Origin of the sequence: Chelativorans xinjiangensis, assembly GCF_009812055.1 — a bacterium.
GTDB lineage: Bacteria > Pseudomonadota > Alphaproteobacteria > Rhizobiales > Rhizobiaceae > Chelativorans > Chelativorans xinjiangense.
Map to the genome: position 1 here is coordinate 32,671 of NZ_WQNH01000002.1, position 15,709 is coordinate 48,379.

Annotated in this window: 17 protein-coding genes and 1 tRNA gene; 11 read left to right on the plus strand and 7 right to left on the minus strand. The window is 65.5% G+C overall.

Features of this window, described 5'->3' with window-relative positions:
* Positions 1-14 precede the first annotated feature (14 nt).
* Positions 15-1,100 (plus strand): BMP family ABC transporter substrate-binding protein, encoded by a 1,086-nt coding sequence (locus GM910_RS01870; RefSeq protein ID WP_159585802.1) that lies wholly within the window; start codon positions 15-17, stop codon positions 1,098-1,100.
* Between the two features lie 271 nt (positions 1,101-1,371).
* Positions 1,372-2,019: a glutathione S-transferase family protein gene (locus GM910_RS01875; RefSeq protein ID WP_159585803.1), complete on the plus strand. Its 648-nt coding sequence runs from the start codon at positions 1,372-1,374 to the stop codon at positions 2,017-2,019.
* A gap of 24 nt (positions 2,020-2,043) precedes the next feature.
* Here GM910_RS01875 and GM910_RS01880 read toward each other — a convergent pair whose 3' ends face one another.
* The 3 genes from GM910_RS01880 to GM910_RS01890 all read right to left on the minus strand — a co-directional run bounded on the left by GM910_RS01880 (position 2,044) and on the right by GM910_RS01890 (position 3,043).
* The gene (locus tag GM910_RS01880) at positions 2,044-2,307 is read right to left on the minus strand and encodes a hypothetical protein (protein ID WP_159585804.1); all 264 of its coding nucleotides are present in this window, start codon (positions 2,305-2,307) and stop codon (positions 2,044-2,046) included.
* A 174-nt stretch (positions 2,308-2,481) separates the two neighbouring features.
* Positions 2,482-2,796 (minus strand): DUF1236 domain-containing protein, encoded by a 315-nt coding sequence (locus GM910_RS01885; RefSeq protein WP_159585805.1) that lies wholly within the window; start codon positions 2,794-2,796, stop codon positions 2,482-2,484.
* 157 nt (positions 2,797-2,953) lie between these two features.
* Positions 2,954-3,043, minus strand: a tRNA-Ser gene (locus GM910_RS01890).
* 257 nt (positions 3,044-3,300) lie between these two features.
* On the opposite strand from GM910_RS01890, the gene GM910_RS01895 reads away from it, so the two are divergent.
* The 8 genes from GM910_RS01895 (at position 3,301) to GM910_RS01930 (ending at position 11,469) form a co-directional block, all read left to right on the plus strand.
* A complete protein-coding gene (locus GM910_RS01895) occupies positions 3,301-4,500 on the plus strand; it encodes a septal ring lytic transglycosylase RlpA family protein (RefSeq protein ID WP_159585806.1) in 1,200 nt (399 codons plus the stop codon).
* A gap of 202 nt (positions 4,501-4,702) precedes the next feature.
* On the plus strand, positions 4,703-5,860 hold the full coding sequence (locus GM910_RS01900) for a D-alanyl-D-alanine carboxypeptidase family protein (RefSeq protein ID WP_159585807.1): 1,158 nt from the start codon (positions 4,703-4,705) through the stop codon (positions 5,858-5,860).
* A gap of 130 nt (positions 5,861-5,990) precedes the next feature.
* On the plus strand, positions 5,991-6,665 hold the full coding sequence (tmk, locus tag GM910_RS01905; protein WP_159585808.1) for a dTMP kinase: 675 nt from the start codon (positions 5,991-5,993) through the stop codon (positions 6,663-6,665).
* A complete protein-coding gene (locus tag GM910_RS01910) occupies positions 6,658-7,722 on the plus strand; it encodes a DNA polymerase III subunit delta' (protein WP_159585809.1) in 1,065 nt (354 codons plus the stop codon). The genes tmk and GM910_RS01910 overlap by 8 nt, the downstream gene beginning before the upstream one ends.
* A gap of 31 nt (positions 7,723-7,753) precedes the next feature.
* Positions 7,754-9,361 carry a methionine--tRNA ligase gene (gene metG / locus GM910_RS01915; RefSeq protein ID WP_159586033.1) on the plus strand — a complete coding sequence of 536 codons (1,608 nt, stop codon included), beginning with the start codon at positions 7,754-7,756 and terminating at the stop codon, positions 9,359-9,361.
* A gap of 4 nt (positions 9,362-9,365) precedes the next feature.
* Positions 9,366-10,160: a TatD family hydrolase gene (locus GM910_RS01920; RefSeq protein WP_159585810.1), complete on the plus strand. Its 795-nt coding sequence runs from the start codon at positions 9,366-9,368 to the stop codon at positions 10,158-10,160.
* 2 nt (positions 10,161-10,162) lie between these two features.
* A complete protein-coding gene (locus GM910_RS01925) occupies positions 10,163-10,981 on the plus strand; it encodes an MBL fold metallo-hydrolase (protein WP_159585811.1) in 819 nt (272 codons plus the stop codon).
* 17 nt (positions 10,982-10,998) lie between these two features.
* Positions 10,999-11,469, plus strand: a complete 471-nt coding sequence (locus tag GM910_RS01930; protein ID WP_159585812.1) for a YbaK/EbsC family protein — start codon at positions 10,999-11,001, stop codon at positions 11,467-11,469.
* A 217-nt stretch (positions 11,470-11,686) separates the two neighbouring features.
* Here GM910_RS01930 and GM910_RS01935 read toward each other — a convergent pair whose 3' ends face one another.
* The gene (locus GM910_RS01935) at positions 11,687-11,965 is read right to left on the minus strand and encodes a hypothetical protein (RefSeq protein WP_159585813.1); all 279 of its coding nucleotides are present in this window, start codon (positions 11,963-11,965) and stop codon (positions 11,687-11,689) included.
* A 205-nt stretch (positions 11,966-12,170) separates the two neighbouring features.
* Here GM910_RS01935 and mazG point away from each other — a divergent pair, with 205 nt between their 5' ends.
* Positions 12,171-12,983, plus strand: coding sequence for a nucleoside triphosphate pyrophosphohydrolase (gene mazG, locus GM910_RS01940; protein ID WP_159585814.1), 813 nt, complete (start codon positions 12,171-12,173; stop codon positions 12,981-12,983).
* Positions 12,984-13,063: 80 nt separating this feature from the next.
* Here mazG and hflX read toward each other — a convergent pair whose 3' ends face one another.
* The 3 genes from hflX to GM910_RS01955 all read right to left on the minus strand — a co-directional run bounded on the left by hflX (position 13,064) and on the right by GM910_RS01955 (position 15,689).
* Positions 13,064-14,440, minus strand: coding sequence for a GTPase HflX (hflX, locus tag GM910_RS01945; RefSeq protein ID WP_159585815.1), 1,377 nt, complete (start codon positions 14,438-14,440; stop codon positions 13,064-13,066).
* A complete protein-coding gene (gene hfq, locus GM910_RS01950; RefSeq protein ID WP_159585816.1) occupies positions 14,441-14,689 on the minus strand; it encodes an RNA chaperone Hfq in 249 nt (82 codons plus the stop codon).
* Between the two features lie 133 nt (positions 14,690-14,822).
* Positions 14,823-15,689, minus strand: a complete 867-nt coding sequence (locus tag GM910_RS01955; protein WP_159585817.1) for a D-amino-acid transaminase — start codon at positions 15,687-15,689, stop codon at positions 14,823-14,825.
* Between the last annotated feature and the right edge of the window lie 20 nt (positions 15,690-15,709).

The following is a 15,709-nucleotide window of genomic DNA, read 5'->3' on the forward strand; positions in this document are numbered from 1 at the left end:
AGAGGACAACCCGAATGAGAACGAAAAAGACATTTCTGGCACTGACGGCCGCCGCCGCGTTGGGGCTTGCGGCCGCCGGCGCGGCCGAGGCGCAGGACGACCCGACGAAGGCCTGCTTCATCTATGTCGGGCCGATCGGCGATTTCGGCTGGAGCTACCAGCATCACCAGGGCCTGCTGCAGGTCGAGGAGGAGCTGGGAGACGCGGTCGAGACGGCATATCTTGAAAGCGTGCCGGAGGGCGCGGACGCGGAGCGCGCCATCGAGCGCTTCGCGCGCTCGGGCTGCGACATCATCTTCACCACCTCCTTCGGCTATATGGACCCCACCAACAAGGTGGCGGCGAAGTTTCCCGATGTGAAGTTCGAGCATGCGACCGGCTACAAGCGCGAGCATCCGAACGTCGCCACCTACAATTCGCGCTTCCACGAGGGCCGCTACATCCAGGGCGTGATCGCCGCCAGAATGTCGGAGGCGGGCGTTGCCGGCTACATCGGCTCCTTCCCGATCCCCGAGGTGGTGATGGGCATCAACGCCTTCGTGCTCGGCGCGCAGTCGGTGAACCCGGACTTCAAGGTGAAGGTGGTGTGGGCCAACACCTGGTTCGACCCAGGCAAGGAAGCCGACGCCGCCAAGGCGCTGATCGACCAGGGTGTCGACATCATGACCCAGCACACCGATTCCACCGCGCCGATGCAGGTCGCCGCCGAGCGCGGCATCAAAGCCTTCGGCCAGGCCTCCGACATGATCGAATTCGGCCCCGAGACCCAGCTGACGGCCATCGTCGACGACTGGGGCCCGTACTATGTCGAGCGCGTGAAGGCGGTGCGTGAGGGAACGTGGGAGCAGATCGACATCTGGGCAGGGCTTGCCGAGGGCCACGTCGTGATGGCGCCCTACACCAACATGCCCGACGACGTGAAGGCGCTGGCCGAGGAAACCGAGGAGAAGATCCGCTCCGGCGCGTTCAACCCCTTCACCGGCCCCATCAACAAGCAGGACGGCACGCCCTGGCTCGCCGAAGGCAAGGTCGCCGACGACGGGACGCTGCTCGGCATGAACTTCTATGTCGAGGGCGTGGACGACCAATTGCCGAACTGACGGTTCGCGCTGCAGAGAGCGACGGGGAAGGGCGGTCCCGCGGGGCCGCCCTTTTTCATGCCTCCACCCTCGTCATCCCGGAAGTCGGAGCGAAGCGGAGGCTGTCCGGGACCCATTCCGGAAGGTGGACGAGTCACGGAATGGGTCCCGGACAAGCCTTCGGCTTTCCGGGATGACGCCGCGGGTGGGTGGATGGGTATGACATCCTCCTGACAGATAGTTGTCAGGAGCGCTTTGATAGGATGCAGTCATCCAACGAAGGGAGAAGAAGATGCTCAAGTTCTACCACGCGCCATGGTCCCGCTCCTCCACCGTCTTCTGGCTGCTCGAGGAACTGGGGGTCGACTACGAGATGGAACTGGTCGATATCCGCGGCGAGGGCGGCGCTCCCGAGGAATACAGGAAAATCCAGCCCAACAAGAAAGTCCCGGCGATCGAGCATGATGGCACCGTCGTCACGGAGCGGGCGGCGATCACCATCTATCTGGGCGACACGTTTCCCGAGAAGGGCCTTGCGCCGGCTGTGGGCGATCCGGACCGCGCGGCCTATCTCAGCACGCTCGTCTACCACGACGCGGTGTTCGATCCCGTCGTCTGCGCCAAGGTGCACGGGCTCTCCTATGTCAGCAACGACTATCCGTTCGGGCTCTACGACGACATGGTGGCCAATCTGGAACGCAAGCTGTCGAACCAGCCGTGGGCGGCGGGCGAGCGCTTCACGCTGGCCGACGTGATCCTCGGCGGCGGCATCAACTACGTCATGAACATGCTGAAGGCGCTGCCGGAACGGCCGGTCTTCCGCGACTACGTGGCACGGACGACGGACCGCCCGGCCTACAGGTCGAGCGCCGAGAGGGACGCGGCCATGGCGGCGCAGATCCCGTTCTTCCAGAAGATGATGGCGGGCGGAAAAGCGTAAGCCTCGGCGCCTGGCCTCGCCCCCTCAGTCGCGCTTCCTGACGACGACCGGGCGGTAGATCACCGTCGGCCGCTGCCAAAGGTCCATCTCGATCCTGCGCGCCCGCCACTCGGCCCGGCGGTCGAGGTCGATGCGCTGCAGGCATTCGGCGAAAGCGTTGGTGCCGGAGGTAAAGCCATAGGAGCGGCACTTCGCCTCGTCGGCGGCGCGCTGCTCTTCAGGGGTCAGGGTGGCGCATCCCGAAAGAAGCGCAAGGGCGCCAAAGGCGAGTACCAACCGCGAATACATCCAATAACTCTCCGACAATAACCGGAGCCCGTGCCATGCCACCGCAACGGGGCGCATTTTAGGCAGGTTTCGCGGCCCGCTCTATACGGCAGAGCGGCCGTCACCGGAAGCCGAAAAGCATAAGTTGACGAGCCCGTGACCTTTTGCAGCGCGGTTGCGCGCGCTCCCGTGACCTTATTGGATAATGTGGACGATCTCCCGGGTCTGCGGTTCGACGAGGACGGTCCGGTTGTCCACGACGACGTAGCGATATTCCACTTCAGCTTCCGGAACCTCCACGGGATAGAGTTCGACGGTTTCCGGCAGCGTGGCGCCCACTTCTATCGTCACGTTGGGCGGTGGTGCGACGGGCTGCACCTCCTGGGTCGTCACATACTCACGGATCACCGTCTCCTGCTCCGGCGAAATCACGACGTCCTGCGCCGATACCGCACCGGCACCCGCTGCGAACAAGAGGCCGGACAGAGCGATGGTTGTCAGCGTTTTCATGTCTGCTTGTCTCCGTTGTGCTCGTGACGACCCAAACTTTTGAGTTCGGAACTCGTTCCCTCCAGTGGAACGGAGCACGCAGGGCTTCAGCGGCCTCGACAGAGATTCAAGTGAGAGCCAATCAGGTGCGATAAACATTTAAAATCAGAAAGATAAATGGCGGAGGGAGTGGGATTCGAACCCACGGTGGGCTTGCACCCACGCCGGTTTTCAAGACCGGTGCCTTAAACCGCTCGGCCATCCCTCCGGTGCGTTTCGTGTAGGCGTGAAATTCCGTTATTTCAAGCGCCGGCAGGCGTGCGGGGCGTGTTGGTATCGGGAGAAGTATATGTCATACTTATTTTTGCCGTTTTCCTGCCACATGTGATTCACATCTCGCTAATGATTTCTTGCGCATGAGTGGGGTTACCTGCGGCAGGGGCGTGCGTGGTTTTTGGCCAGCGGTTTGGCCGGCGTGAAGGCGGTTGACGGTAAAAAGCAAATAATTGCCAGGGGAAGGCATTTATGGGAATACGAAATAAGGGGGCAGGGGCGTCGGTGCATTGGGGAACGGTCAGCGTTGGCGCGCTGGCGGTGCTTGTCTCGGCCTGTAGCAGCCAGACGCCGAAGGCCGCGCTCAAGGATACCGGCAGCAAGGAATATTTCGCCGAATCCGAATATGGCGTGAAGGCAAGTCCGCGCGTGGCCTATGGCGCGTCCGGCCTGAAGCGCGGCGGCGGGCGTTATCACGTCGGCAAGCCCTACAGCGTGAAGGGCAAGTGGTACCGCCCCAAGGAAGAGCCCGATTACGTCGCCCAGGGCGCGGCCTCCTGGTACGGCGAGGCGTTCCACGGCCGGCTGACCGCCAACGGCGAAGTCTACGACATGACCAATCTGACGGCGGCGCACCCGACCATGCCGCTGCCGAGCTACGCCCGCGTCACCAACCTGAAGAACGGCAGTTCCGTCCTCGTGCGCGTCAACGACCGCGGCCCCTTCGCCGGCGGTCGCGTCATCGACCTGTCGAAGCGGGCGGCCGAGATGCTGGACTACAAGCATTCGGGCGTGGCCAAGGTGCGCGTGGAATATGTCGGCCCGGCGCCGCTGCACGGCCAGGACGACAGCTACCTCATGGCCTCGTACCGGCCGGGCGGCCGTGCCCCCGATCCTTCGAATGGCCTGCCTTCCGGCGTGATGATCGCCATGAACGGGCCGACGCCCTCGCAGCCGGTGCCCGGCATGGTGACCGCCTTTGCCAGCCAGCCGGCCCTCGCCGCGACGGCGCGCGGCATCGAGCTGCCGGCGGTCGGGCCGATCGTGCCGGACAGGCCGCAAGCGGCGCCCGGCCTGCCGCCCGCCACCGAGGCGCTCGCACTTCTGTCCTATGCGGACCAGCGGGTGCAGGCCGCCTCGCAGGCTTTCGACGCCATCCTCGAGCCTGAATTCGACGGCGAGGCGCTCGCGGCATGGTGGGGGCGGAAACAAGGGAACCGGCCGCAGGAGACCGCCGTCGTCAATCTCGGCACCTGGGCTTCGCGCCGTGAGGCGGAGGGCGTGGTCGATGCGCTTTCGGAGCATGGGCGGATCCGCGCCGAGGAGGCGGAGAGGGAGGGAGCCACGTTCTACGCGCTCTCGCTGGTGCCCGGCGGCGATGCCGATCTGAACGAGGTCCTCCGCGCCGCGTGGGCGGCGGGGGCCGTCGATGCCTTTACCGTCCGCGACTGACCGCCCGCCAGGCCGGTCGTCGCTTCTCCGCCGCCGGTACGGTTGGATCGGCAGTCCATCGCGCCTATAAGCCTATTGGGGGCCTTTGGACCAGTTCGATGAACTGGTCTAACGCGTTGATTGTCGCAATTTCGGACGGAAAGCCGGGTTTCCACTTTTCCTGGAATTGCTTCTAGCGAGGGTCGACTGGCGGGAGGATGACGTGTTTCGATCGGTCGCGACGGCAACAGCGTTGCTTCTTGCCATCCTCGTGCTTGCGGGGCTTGTCAGGGCGGAGCCCTACGAATCCAAGGCGCCCCGGGCCTTCATGGTCGACGCCGAGACGGGCGCCGTCCTTTATTCGAGGAATGCCGACGAGCCTTTTCCGCCCGCCTCGCTGGCCAAGCTGATGACGATGGAAGTCGTCTTCGACGCGCTGAAGAACGGGCGGGTTGCGCTCGATGAAACGTTCTTCGTGAGCGAATATGCCTGGCGCACGGGCGGCGCGCCCTCGGGTACGGCGACGATGTTCGCCGCTGTAAAGTCTTCGGTACCGCTGGAAGCCTTGATCAAGGGCGCCATCGTGCAGTCGGCCAACGATGCCTGCATCATCATCGCCGAGGGGATGGCGGGATCGGAGGAGAATTTCGCTCAGACGATGACGGAGCGGGCACGCGCGGTCGGCCTCGAAGAATCGACCTTCGTCAACCCGACCGGCCTGCCGGCCGAGGGCCAAAAGGTGACGGCGCGCGAGATGACGCTGCTGGCGCGGCACCTGTGGCGTGAATATCCCGAATACTATGGATATTTCTCGCAACCCGACTTCGAGTGGAACGGCATCTTCCAGCGCAACCGCAACCCGCTCCTGCCGCTGGAGATCGGCGCCGACGGGCTGGGGACCGGTTTTGCGGAGGCATCCGGCTACGCCATCACCGCATCGGCGACGCGCCAGCGGCGGCGTGTGTTCGTCACGCTCGGCGGGCTGACGAGTGAGGACGAGCGGGTGGAGGAGGCGCGCAAGATCATCGACTGGGGCATGCGCGCCTTTGCAAAGCGCGCGCTTTTCGCCGCCGGCGAGGCCATCGGCGAGGTGCGTGTGTATGGCGGCGAGAAGAGCCGCCTGGCGGTGCGGGCGGCGGAGAGCCTCTCCGTCCTCGTGCCGCTCGGCGAACCCGGGCGCCTGTCGGCGCGCATCGTCTATCAGGGGCCGGTGCCGGCACCGGTCGAGGAGGGGGCCGAGGTCGGGACGTTGCAGATTTGGCTCGGCGACACGCTGAGCCAGGAAGCGCCGCTCTATGCCGCCGAATCGGTGGCGAAAGGCACGCTGCGCCAACGGGCCGTCGGCGCCATGGGTGAGCTTCTGATTGGCTGGATGCGTTGACTTCGGTCCCGAAGGGTATGGCAACGACGCGTTGCGTTTCCGCTTTTCGCATGGTTTCAACAGAAAGTTGGACCTTCAACTTTTGGGTGACTATGAAGGGCCGACAAAGCCGATGCAGGACGGGAAGCGATTGCCGCGCGGGTTCTTCATAACGTTCGAGGGGGGTGAGGGTGCGGGCAAGTCCACGCATATCCGGCTCCTTGCCGAGCATCTCGCCGAGGAGGGCCGCGAGGTGCTGGTGACGCGCGAGCCAGGCGGCTCTCCGGGGGCGGAAGCCGTGCGCCACGTGCTCTTGTCGGGTGCGGCAGAGCCCTTCGGGCCAACGCTGGAGGCAATCCTCTTCGCCGCCGCACGGCTCGACCATGTGGAGCAGGTCATCCGGCCGGGTATCGCCCGCGGCGCCGTAGTGCTTTGCGACCGCTTCGTCGATTCCTCGCGCGTCTATCAGGGCGTGACCGGCGGGCTCGATGCCGACTTCATGGCGACGCTGGAGCGCGTGACGGTGAACGGGGTGATGCCGGACCTGACGATCATCCTCGATATCGACCCGGAGGAGGGCCTGCGCCGCGCAACGGAGCGGCGCGGCGGGGAGGGCGCCGACCGGTTCGAGAAGGAGACCCTGCAGATCCACCGCCGGCGGCGCAAGGCCTTCCTCGATATCGCCAAGAAGGAGCCGCAACGCTGCGTCGTCATCGACGCAGCGGCGCCGCGCGCCGAGGTCGCCGCGGCGGTGGCGCGGGCGGTCGACAAGGCGATGCCGAAGGAGACGAGAGACGAGGCGAAGCACGGGGCGGGCGATGTTTGAGCGTACGGCACCGGAACAGCACGATACGCTGCCGGATATCCCGGAGTCGGCGGAAAACCCGCTGCTCGTCGGCCACGAGGAAGCGCGCGCCATGCTCGCCGGCGCCCATCGCGCAGGCAAGCTGCACCATGCGCTGCTTCTCGCCGGGCCGCGCGGAACGGGCAAGGCGACGCTCGCCTTCCACCTGGCGCACCATCTCTTCACCCACCCGAAAAGCGAAGAAGCGCCGGGAAGCTTTGGAGAAGCGGACGCGGGCTCTCAGGCATTTCGGCTTGCAGCGCAGGGCGCGCATCCGGGCCTCCTGCATCTGACGCGGCCCTACGGGGAGCGGGAGAAGAAGTTCAAGACCGTGATCACGGTGGACGAGATCCGCCGTGTCAGCCGTTTCCTTTCCATGACGGCGTCGGACGGGGGCTATCGTGTCGTCATCGTCGATCCGGCCGACGACATGAACACCAGTGCCGCCAACGCGCTTCTGAAGAACCTGGAGGAGCCGCCGTCGCGCACGCTGTTCGTGCTGATCGCCCATTCGCCCGGCCGGCTCTTGCCGACCATCCGCTCGCGCTGCCAGGTCATTAAACTTCAGCCCTTGGGGGCAGGGCCGCTGGAGGACCTCCTGCTGCGCCTCGGCGCGGACCTGCCCGAGAGCGCGGAGGAAAGGCGCCTGCTCGTCGAGCGCGCCGGCGGCAGCGTGCGCAACGCAATTCTGCTCACCCAGTTCGGCGGGCTGGAGATTGCGCAAGCCATCGAGCGGGTTGCCGGCGGGCGCCGTTTCGACGTCACGGAGACCTACCGGCTGGCCGAGGCGGTGGCGGCAAGGGACGCGCAGGTGCAGTTCGACATCTTCAACCGATCAGTGCTTGGCCGCGTGGCCGGGGCCGCGGCGCGCGCGGCTGAGGCCGGCGACGTGGAACAGGCAGCGCGGCTGGCGGCTTCCTGGGAGGAGATGGCCGAGACCGTGCGCCAAGCGGAGATCTTCAATCTCGAGCGCAAGCAGCACGTTGTGGGCCTGATGCGGCGGCTTCACGAGGCCGAACACGAAATGCCCGCCAACTGAAGCGCTTCCATGCATGGCGTTCGCCGCCGCGATGCGCTATCTGGGCGCGAGCCAATATCGATCCTGGACATCTTCCCATATGACGCGTGAGACCTTCTACATAACGACGGCGATTTCCTATCCCAACGGCAGCCCGCATATCGGCCATGCCTACGAGCTGATCGCGACGGACGCGCTGGCGCGCTTCCAGCGCTGCGACGGCAAGGACGTCATGTTCCTCACCGGCACCGACGAACACGGCATCAAGATGCTGCAGACGGCACGCAAGGAAGGCATTTCGGCGCGTGAGCTGGCGAACCGCAACACGCCGGAATTCCAGCGCATGGCGAAGGCGCTGAATGCCTCCAACGACGATTTCATCCGCACCACGGAAGAGCGCCACCGCATCGCCAGCCAGGCGATCTGGAAGGCGATGGCGGACAACGGCGACATCTATCTCGGCAGCTATTCCGGCTGGTATTCGGTGCGCGACGAGGCCTATTACGGCGAGGAAGAGACGGAAGTGCGCGAGGACGGCGTGCGCTACGGCCCTCAAGGGACGCCCGTGGAGTGGGTCGAGGAGGAAAGCTATTTCTTCCGTCTCTCGGCCTATCAGGAGCCGCTCCTGAAGCTCTACGAGGAGCATCCGGGCTTCATCGGCCCAGTCGAGCGGAAGAACGAGATCGCAAGCTTCGTGCGCTCTGGCCTGCGCGACCTTTCCATCTCGCGCACCACCTTCGACTGGGGCGTGCCGGTGCCGGGCGACGAAAGGCACGTGATGTATGTGTGGGTCGACGCGCTGACCAACTACATCACCGCCGCCGGCTACCCCGACCAAGAGGCCGAGCGCTGGCGCTACTGGCCGGCCGACGTGCACGTGATCGGCAAGGACATCACGCGCTTCCACGCCATCTACTGGCCGGCCTTCCTGATGTCGGCAGGCATGCCGCTGCCCAAGCGCATCTTCAGCCACGGCTTCCTGTTCAACCGCGGGGAGAAGATGTCGAAGTCGGTCGGCAACGTCATCGATCCTTTCGCGCTCATCGAGCATTACGGGCTCGACCAGGTACGCTATTTCTTCCTGCGCGAGGTGCCCTTCGGCCAGGACGGCAGCTACAGCCACGACGCCATCGTCAACCGCACCAATGCCGACCTTGCCAACGACCTCGGCAATCTGGCGCAGCGCTCGCTGTCGATGATCGCCAAGAACTGCGATGGCAAGGTGCCGGAGCGCGGCGCGCTGGCCGAGGCCGACGCAACCATCCTCGACCGGGCGGAGAAAGCGCTTGAGACGGCCCGCGAGGCGATGGGCCGGCAGGCGATCCACGCCGCACTCGCGGCCGTGTTCGAGGTGGTGGCGGAGGCGAACCGCTATTTCGCCGGCCAAGAACCCTGGGCGCTGCGCAAGAGCGACCCGGCGCGCATGGAGACGGTGCTCTATACCACCGCGGAGGTGCTGCGCCGCGTGGGCATCCTGTGCCAGCCCTACATTCCGGCCTCGGCGGAAAAGCTTCTCGACCTTCTCGCCGTGCCGGCGGACAAGCGGCTCTTTGCCGATATTGGGGAAGCTGGCGCGCTCCAGCCCGGAACGCCGCTGCCGGCGCCGCAGCCGGTCTTCCCGCGCTATGTGGAGGCCGAGGACAAAGGGCAGGGGGCTTAGCGCCATGCTGATCGACAGCCATTGCCATCTCGACTTCCCCGATTTCGAAGCAGAGCGGGACGATGTGGTGGCGCGCGCCGGGGCGGCGGGGGTAGGCCTCATGGTCACCATCTCCACGCGCGTTGCGAAGTTCGACGGCGTCAAGGCCATCGCCGAGCGCTACGACAATGTCTTCTGCACCGTCGGCACGCATCCGCACAACGCGGGCGAGGAAACCGACGTGACGGCGGACCTGATCGTCGCGCTTTGCGAGCATCCGAAAGTGGTCGGCATCGGCGAGGCTGGCCTCGACTACTTTTACGACAAGGCGCCGCGCGACCTGCAGGCCAAGGGCTTTCGCACCCATATCGAGGCAGCGCGGCGCACGGGCCTGCCGCTCGTCATCCACGCGCGCGAGGCCGACGACGACATCGCGGCGATCCTCAGGGACGAGGCAGGGAAGGGGGCCTTCCCCTTCATCCTGCACTGCTTCTCCTCCGGGCCGGCTCTGGCGCGCACCGGCGTTGCACTGGGCGGCTATATCTCCTTCTCCGGCATCCTGACGTTCAAGAAGTCCGAAGCGCTGCGCGAGATCGCCAGAAGCGTGCCGCGCGACCGGCTTCTGGTGGAGACGGACGCGCCGTATCTGGCGCCGGTGCCATTCCGCGGCAAGCGCAACGAGCCGGCCTATGTGGCGCACACGGCGGCGGTGCTGGCCGAGACGGCGGGCGTTTCCGCCGAGGAGATGGCGGCACTCACGACGGAGAACTTCTTCCGTCTCTTCGCCAAGGTGCCGCGCCCGGCCGGGAAAGGCGCGTAGCCTTGGGGGACCGGCTGCGGCTCACCATTCTCGGCTGTGCGTCCTCGCCTGGCGTGCCGCGGATCAACGGCGACTGGGGCGCCTGCGATCCCTCGAACCCGCGCAACCGGCGTTTGCGGGCCGCCGCCCTGGTGGAGCGCATCAAGCCTGACGGGCGCGCCACGCGCATTGCCATCGACACGGGGCCGGATTTCCGCGAGCAGATGATCGCAGCAAAGGTGCCGCGCCTCGACGGCGTCGTCTACAGCCACCCGCACGCCGACCATATCCACGGCATCGACGACCTGCGCGGCTACGTGCAGGTGCAGGGCCGCCGCATCGACATCCATGCAGACCGGCCGACCATGGAGCGCCTGCGCGGCGCCTTCGCCTATTGCTTCGAGACGCCGCCGGGAAGCAGCTATCCGCCGATCGTGACGCCGCACCTCATCCGCCACGAGGAGCCTTTCACGATCACCGGCGAGGGCGGAGCGCTGACCTTCACGCCGCTGCCGCAGATCCACGGCGATATCCGCTCGCTCGGCTTCCGCGTCGGTTCGTTCGCCTATTGTTCCGATGTGAGCGACTACCCGCCGGAGACCGTGCCGCTGTTGGCCGACCTTGAGGTGCTGGTGATCGACGCGCTGCAGCACCGGCCGCACCCCAGCCACTTTTCCCTCGGGCAAGCGCTGGAATGGATCGAGCGGCTGAAGCCGAAGCGCGCCATCCTGACACACATGCATACACCGCTCGACTACGAGGCCGTACGGCGGGAGGCGCCGGACCACGTGGAGCCGGCCTATGATGGAATGGTGGTTGAGGAAGATATTTCAGGCGATTGAAATAACGAGGGTTTTCGATGTCGAAGAGCGTCAATCGGGTGGCTGCGGCGGCGGCGGAAGCCGGCCTTGAGATCGAAATCAGGCGCATGGGAGAATCGACCCGCACCGCCGAGGAAGCGGCAACGCAATGCGGCTGTGCGGTCGACCAGATCGTCAAGTCGCTGATCTTTGCCGGCGAGATGTCCGGAAAGCTCTATCTGTTCCTGGTGTCCGGCGGCCATCACCTCGATCTGGGAAAAGCCGGCCGGCTTGCCGGCGAGAACCTGACACGCGCCGATCCGCGCAAGGTGCGCGAGGAAACCGGCTTCGCCATCGGCGGCGTTTCGCCGCTCGGCCATCCGGCGAGCGTGCGCCGCTACGCCGATGAGACGCTGCTGGGCTTCACGACCGTCTGGGCGGCGGCCGGGGCGCACGACGCCGTCTTTGCAGCCGAGCCCAAGGCGCTGGTGGCCTCGGCGCGCGCCGAGGTGGCTGATATCGTGGCGTGACGAGACGCTCGAGCCGTATTCTTGGGCTTGATCCGAGGACCCATCAACACCACCGCAGCGCTCAATCCTAGCACCGCTGGCCCTAGCACCGCTGGCCTAGCACGCTAGTTCCATAATCTATCTTATGCGATAATGCTGTATCGGCGGGTGGGTTCAAGTTTGAAGTGCGACTCCGGAGCGATGTCAGCGGCGATGGTCCCCTCGACGAGAACTCACACTATTCGCGCTTGTCGATCTTGCTTGCTCTTGCTTCCGCACTTCGTTGCGGAATGCAGAAGACTTTCGGATAGGTGTCTGCCATGACCAATCCGGATCGGGCGGCGTAAAGCAAACCCTCACGGAGGCAGCCAGCGAGATCAGGCTTCGGATCGGGGGCGTAGAAGCCGTGAATTGCGGTGCTTCGCTGGCAGTCGGGTGCTGCGACAGCCAGAGCACAAACCAACACAAGAACATCCATTGACGCGCCCCCTTTTCTCACGCCGTAGAAGAAGAACATCTCATGGCCTGGCTGTTTGCACACCTCACCAATTTGGGCGAGATATTATTTGAAACATAAGCCTCTTGGCTCGATCTACGACCGCGCGCTCGATCCGGACCGAACGGAGGATGGTCCCTCACGCTCACCGCGCGGTAATCGAACCGCTTGAGAATACGGCCGATGCGCGCTACGGCTTCGCCGCCAGTGAACGGAGCCGCCGCCCATGAAGCCGTCCAAGGACATCTCCCGCCTGATCGAGATCATGGCTGCGCTGCGCGACCCGGAGACGGGTTGCCCGTGGGACGTGAAGCAGGATTTCTCGACCATTGCGCCCTACACGATCGAGGAAGCCTACGAGGTGCTCGATGCGATCCAGCGCGGCGACATGCACGACCTGCGCGAGGAGTTGGGCGACCTTCTGCTTCAGGTGGTTTTCCATGCGCGGATGGCGGAGGAAGCCGGTACCTTCGATTTCGGCGATGTGGTCGAGGCGATCACCACCAAGATGATCCGCCGCCACCCCCATGTCTTCGGCGACGAGGACGCGCGCGAGGCAGGCATGGCCAAGGGTATGTGGGAGCGCATCAAGGCGGAGGAAAAGGCGGAGCGCCGGGCGGAGCGTAACGATGCCGGCGACGAGCGCGCGGGCTATCTCGACGACGTGACGGTCGCCCTGCCCGCGCTGACGCGCGCCCTGAAGCTGCAGGAAAAAGCCGCCCGCGTCGGCTTCGACTGGGGTGCGCCGCGGCCGATCCTCGACAAGATCGAGGAGGAGATCGGCGAACTGCGTGAGGCCATGGACGAAGGGCGGCGCGAGGCGGTGGCGGAGGAATTCGGCGACCTCCTGTTCGCGCTGGTCAATCTCGGGCGCCATATGGGGCTTGATCCGGAAGCGGCGCTGCGCGGCACCAACGAAAAATTCCGCCACCGCTTCCATGCCGTGGAACGCGGGCTGGAGGCCGATGGAAAGACGCTTGGCGCGGCTTCGCTGGAAGAGATGGAGGGTCTTTGGCAGCGCGCGAAGAGGGGAAGGTAGCGCGTTGGGAACCTGCTGTCGGAGAGCGTTCGGAAACGCCTCCACGAAGCATACTGCCAAACCCCATTAAAACCCCTACCCTACCCCCTGTTATTGCTCGATAATCTCCGCCTTATCTCGTCGCGCGCCGCGTCGGTGGCGCGGAGGCGGATGGTGATGCTGCCGTCTTCGTGATTCTCGCGGTCGGTGACCTCGCCATGCCGGTACACCCAGTCCATGAGCGCCATCTGGTCCGGCGAAAGGGTGACGGACGTCTCCGCGACACGGCCGGCGACGCGCTCTTCGATCAGCGCCATGAGGTCGTCGATCCCCTCCCCGGTCACCGCGGAGATGGCAACCGGCGGCGACCTGTTGGCTTCGTCCCTGAAGAGCCTTTCGCGATCGCTTTCGCCGAGGCGGTCGATCTTGTTCCACACCTCGATGATGTGGCTGGTATCGGCGGCATCGACGCCGAGGCTCGCCAGCACGTCCTCCACATCGGTGGCGTGGGCGGCAGTGTCGGGGTCCGAGATGTCGCGCAGGTGGATGACGAGATCGGCCTCCACCACCTCTTCGAGCGTGGCACGGAAGGCGGCGACAAGATGGGTCGGCAGGTCGGAGATGAAGCCGACCGTGTCGGACAGGATGACGACCGTGCCGTGCGGGAACCGCACGCGCCTCAGCGTCGGGTCGAGCGTGGCGAACAGCATGTCCTCGGCCATGACGGAGGCGCCCGTCAGCCGGTTGAAGAGCGTCGACTTGCCGGCATTGGTGTAGCCGACGATGGCGACCACCGGGAACGGCACCTTGCGGCGCTTGGCCCGGTGCAGGTCGCGCGTGCGCCGCACGGTCTCCAGCTCCCGCTTGATGCGGATGATGCGCTCCTGCAGAAGCCTGCGGTCAGCCTCGATCTGCGTCTCGCCGGGGCCGCCCATGAAGCCGCCGCCGCCGCGCTGGCGTTCAAGGTGCGTCCAGCTTCTGACGAGCCGGCCGCGCTGATATTCGAGGTGCGCGAGATCGACCTGCAGCCGGCCTTCCTTGGTGCGGGCGCGGCGACCGAAGATTTCCAGGATGAGGCCGGTGCGGTCGAGCACCTTGGCCTTGAGCTCGCGCTCGAGGTTGCGCTGCTGCACGGGGGAAAGCTGGTGATCGACGACGACCAGCTCGGCCTCGCGCTCGGCGACGATGCCGGCGAGCGCGCTCACCTTGCCGGCGCCGATCAGCGTCGCCGGGCGCGGCGCCGAGACGGGAAACGTCTCGCTGTGGACAATTTCGAGGTCGATCGCCTCGGCAAGGCCCACCGCCTCTTCAAGCCTTGCCTGCGGCGACAGGGACATGCGCGCACGCGCACCCCCCTCCTCGCCTTGCGCGCGAGCGGAGGTCAGCACCGGCGTTACGACGACGGCCTTCGTGATCTCGCCGGCGAACGCGCCGTCGTCGGCGCGCGGATCGCCGGCAGCCTTCGGTTTATCTGCCAATCAGCCTTCCCGACTGTTTTCCTCGGCATCGAACAACTGCACCGGCTGGCTCGGCATGATCGTGGAGATGGCATGCTTGTAGACGAGCTGCGAGTGGCCGTCGCGGCGCAGAAGAACACAGAAATTGTCGAATGAGGTTACCACGCCGGTCAATTTCACGCCGTTGATCAGGAAGATCGTCAGCGGGTTCTTGCTCTTGCGAACGGTGTTCAGGAACAGGTCCTGCAGATTTTGCGAACGTTCCGCCATTGTTTTTTTCTTTCACCATCCCTGCGCATTGCGCGGCAGTAGCGCAAATGTCACCCCGCCCTGTCAAGCGCGGCGACTGCCCTCCTGCCACGCTCCCGCCAGCACCGTCACCTTAAGCCGACTGCCCGAGTGGTTAACAGGCAGGACTTTTTTCCGCAACGTCAAAAAACGAGTGCCGCAGAGACAGGGTGAGCGAGCCGGGGTGGCCGTTGGCCACCGGTCGGCCATCGATTTCCACAACCGGCATGACGACCGTCGAAGCGGCGGTGATGAAGGCCTCGCGCGCCGATTGCGCCTCCTCCACGGAAAACGCCCTTTCCTCGACCGTGAGGCCCATTTTCGCGGCCAGGTCGAGCACGGTCGCCCGCGTGATGCCGCGCAGTATGCCGAAATCGGCCGGCCGTGTCACCAGCTTGCCATCGGCGGTGACGATCCAGGCATTGGTGGCGGCCCCCTCCTTCACCATGCCGTCGGTGTCGAGGAACCAGGCTTCCGCCGCACCCGCCTCGCGCGCCTTCTGCCGCGCCAGCACGTTGGGCAGGAGCCCCACCGTCTTGATGTCGACGCGCTCCCAGCGGTTTTCCGGCACGGTGATGACTTTGACGCCCTTTTCCGCGCGCTTCGCAGCCGCCTTCGGGTCAAGGCGCTTGGCGGTCACGACGACGGCCGGTCTCGTATCTAGCGCCGGGAAGACGTGATCGCGCGGGGCCACGCCGCGGGTGACCTGGAGATAGACCAGCCCGTTCCTTACGCCGTTGCGGCGGATCACCTCGCGCATGACGATCTCCAGCGCCTTGCGATGCATCGGCCAATCGATGGAAAGCTCGGAGAGCGAACGGCCAAGCCGGTCGAGATGGCGGGTCATGTCGATGACATAGCCGCGCGCCACCTCGCAGACCTCGTAGACGCCGTCGGCGAACTGGTAGCCCCGGTCCTCGATATGCACTCCAGCCTCGGCATGGCGGACGTAGCGGCCGTTCACATAGGCAATGCGCGGCATGGTTCTCCCCTCAAAAAAAT

Coding starts and splice junctions, on each gene's coding strand:
- GM910_RS01870 (WP_159585802.1), top strand. CDS start 15: ATGAGAACGAAAAAGACATTTCTGGCACTGACGGCCGCCGCCGCGTTG.
- GM910_RS01875 (WP_159585803.1), top strand. CDS start 1,372: ATGCTCAAGTTCTACCACGCGCCATGGTCCCGCTCCTCCACCGTCTTC.
- GM910_RS01880 (WP_159585804.1), bottom strand. CDS start 2,307: ATGTATTCGCGGTTGGTACTCGCCTTTGGCGCCCTTGCGCTTCTTTCG.
- GM910_RS01885 (WP_159585805.1), bottom strand. CDS start 2,796: ATGAAAACGCTGACAACCATCGCTCTGTCCGGCCTCTTGTTCGCAGCG.
- GM910_RS01895 (WP_159585806.1), top strand. CDS start 3,301: ATGGGAATACGAAATAAGGGGGCAGGGGCGTCGGTGCATTGGGGAACG.
- GM910_RS01910 (WP_159585809.1), top strand. CDS start 6,658: ATGTTTGAGCGTACGGCACCGGAACAGCACGATACGCTGCCGGATATC.
- metG (WP_159586033.1), top strand. CDS start 7,754: ATGCGCTATCTGGGCGCGAGCCAATATCGATCCTGGACATCTTCCCAT.
- GM910_RS01920 (WP_159585810.1), top strand. CDS start 9,366: ATGCTGATCGACAGCCATTGCCATCTCGACTTCCCCGATTTCGAAGCA.
- GM910_RS01930 (WP_159585812.1), top strand. CDS start 10,999: ATGTCGAAGAGCGTCAATCGGGTGGCTGCGGCGGCGGCGGAAGCCGGC.
- GM910_RS01935 (WP_159585813.1), bottom strand. CDS start 11,965: ATGTTCTTCTTCTACGGCGTGAGAAAAGGGGGCGCGTCAATGGATGTT.
- mazG (WP_159585814.1), top strand. CDS start 12,171: ATGAAGCCGTCCAAGGACATCTCCCGCCTGATCGAGATCATGGCTGCG.
- hfq (WP_159585816.1), bottom strand. CDS start 14,689: ATGGCGGAACGTTCGCAAAATCTGCAGGACCTGTTCCTGAACACCGTT.
- GM910_RS01955 (WP_159585817.1), bottom strand. CDS start 15,689: ATGCCGCGCATTGCCTATGTGAACGGCCGCTACGTCCGCCATGCCGAG.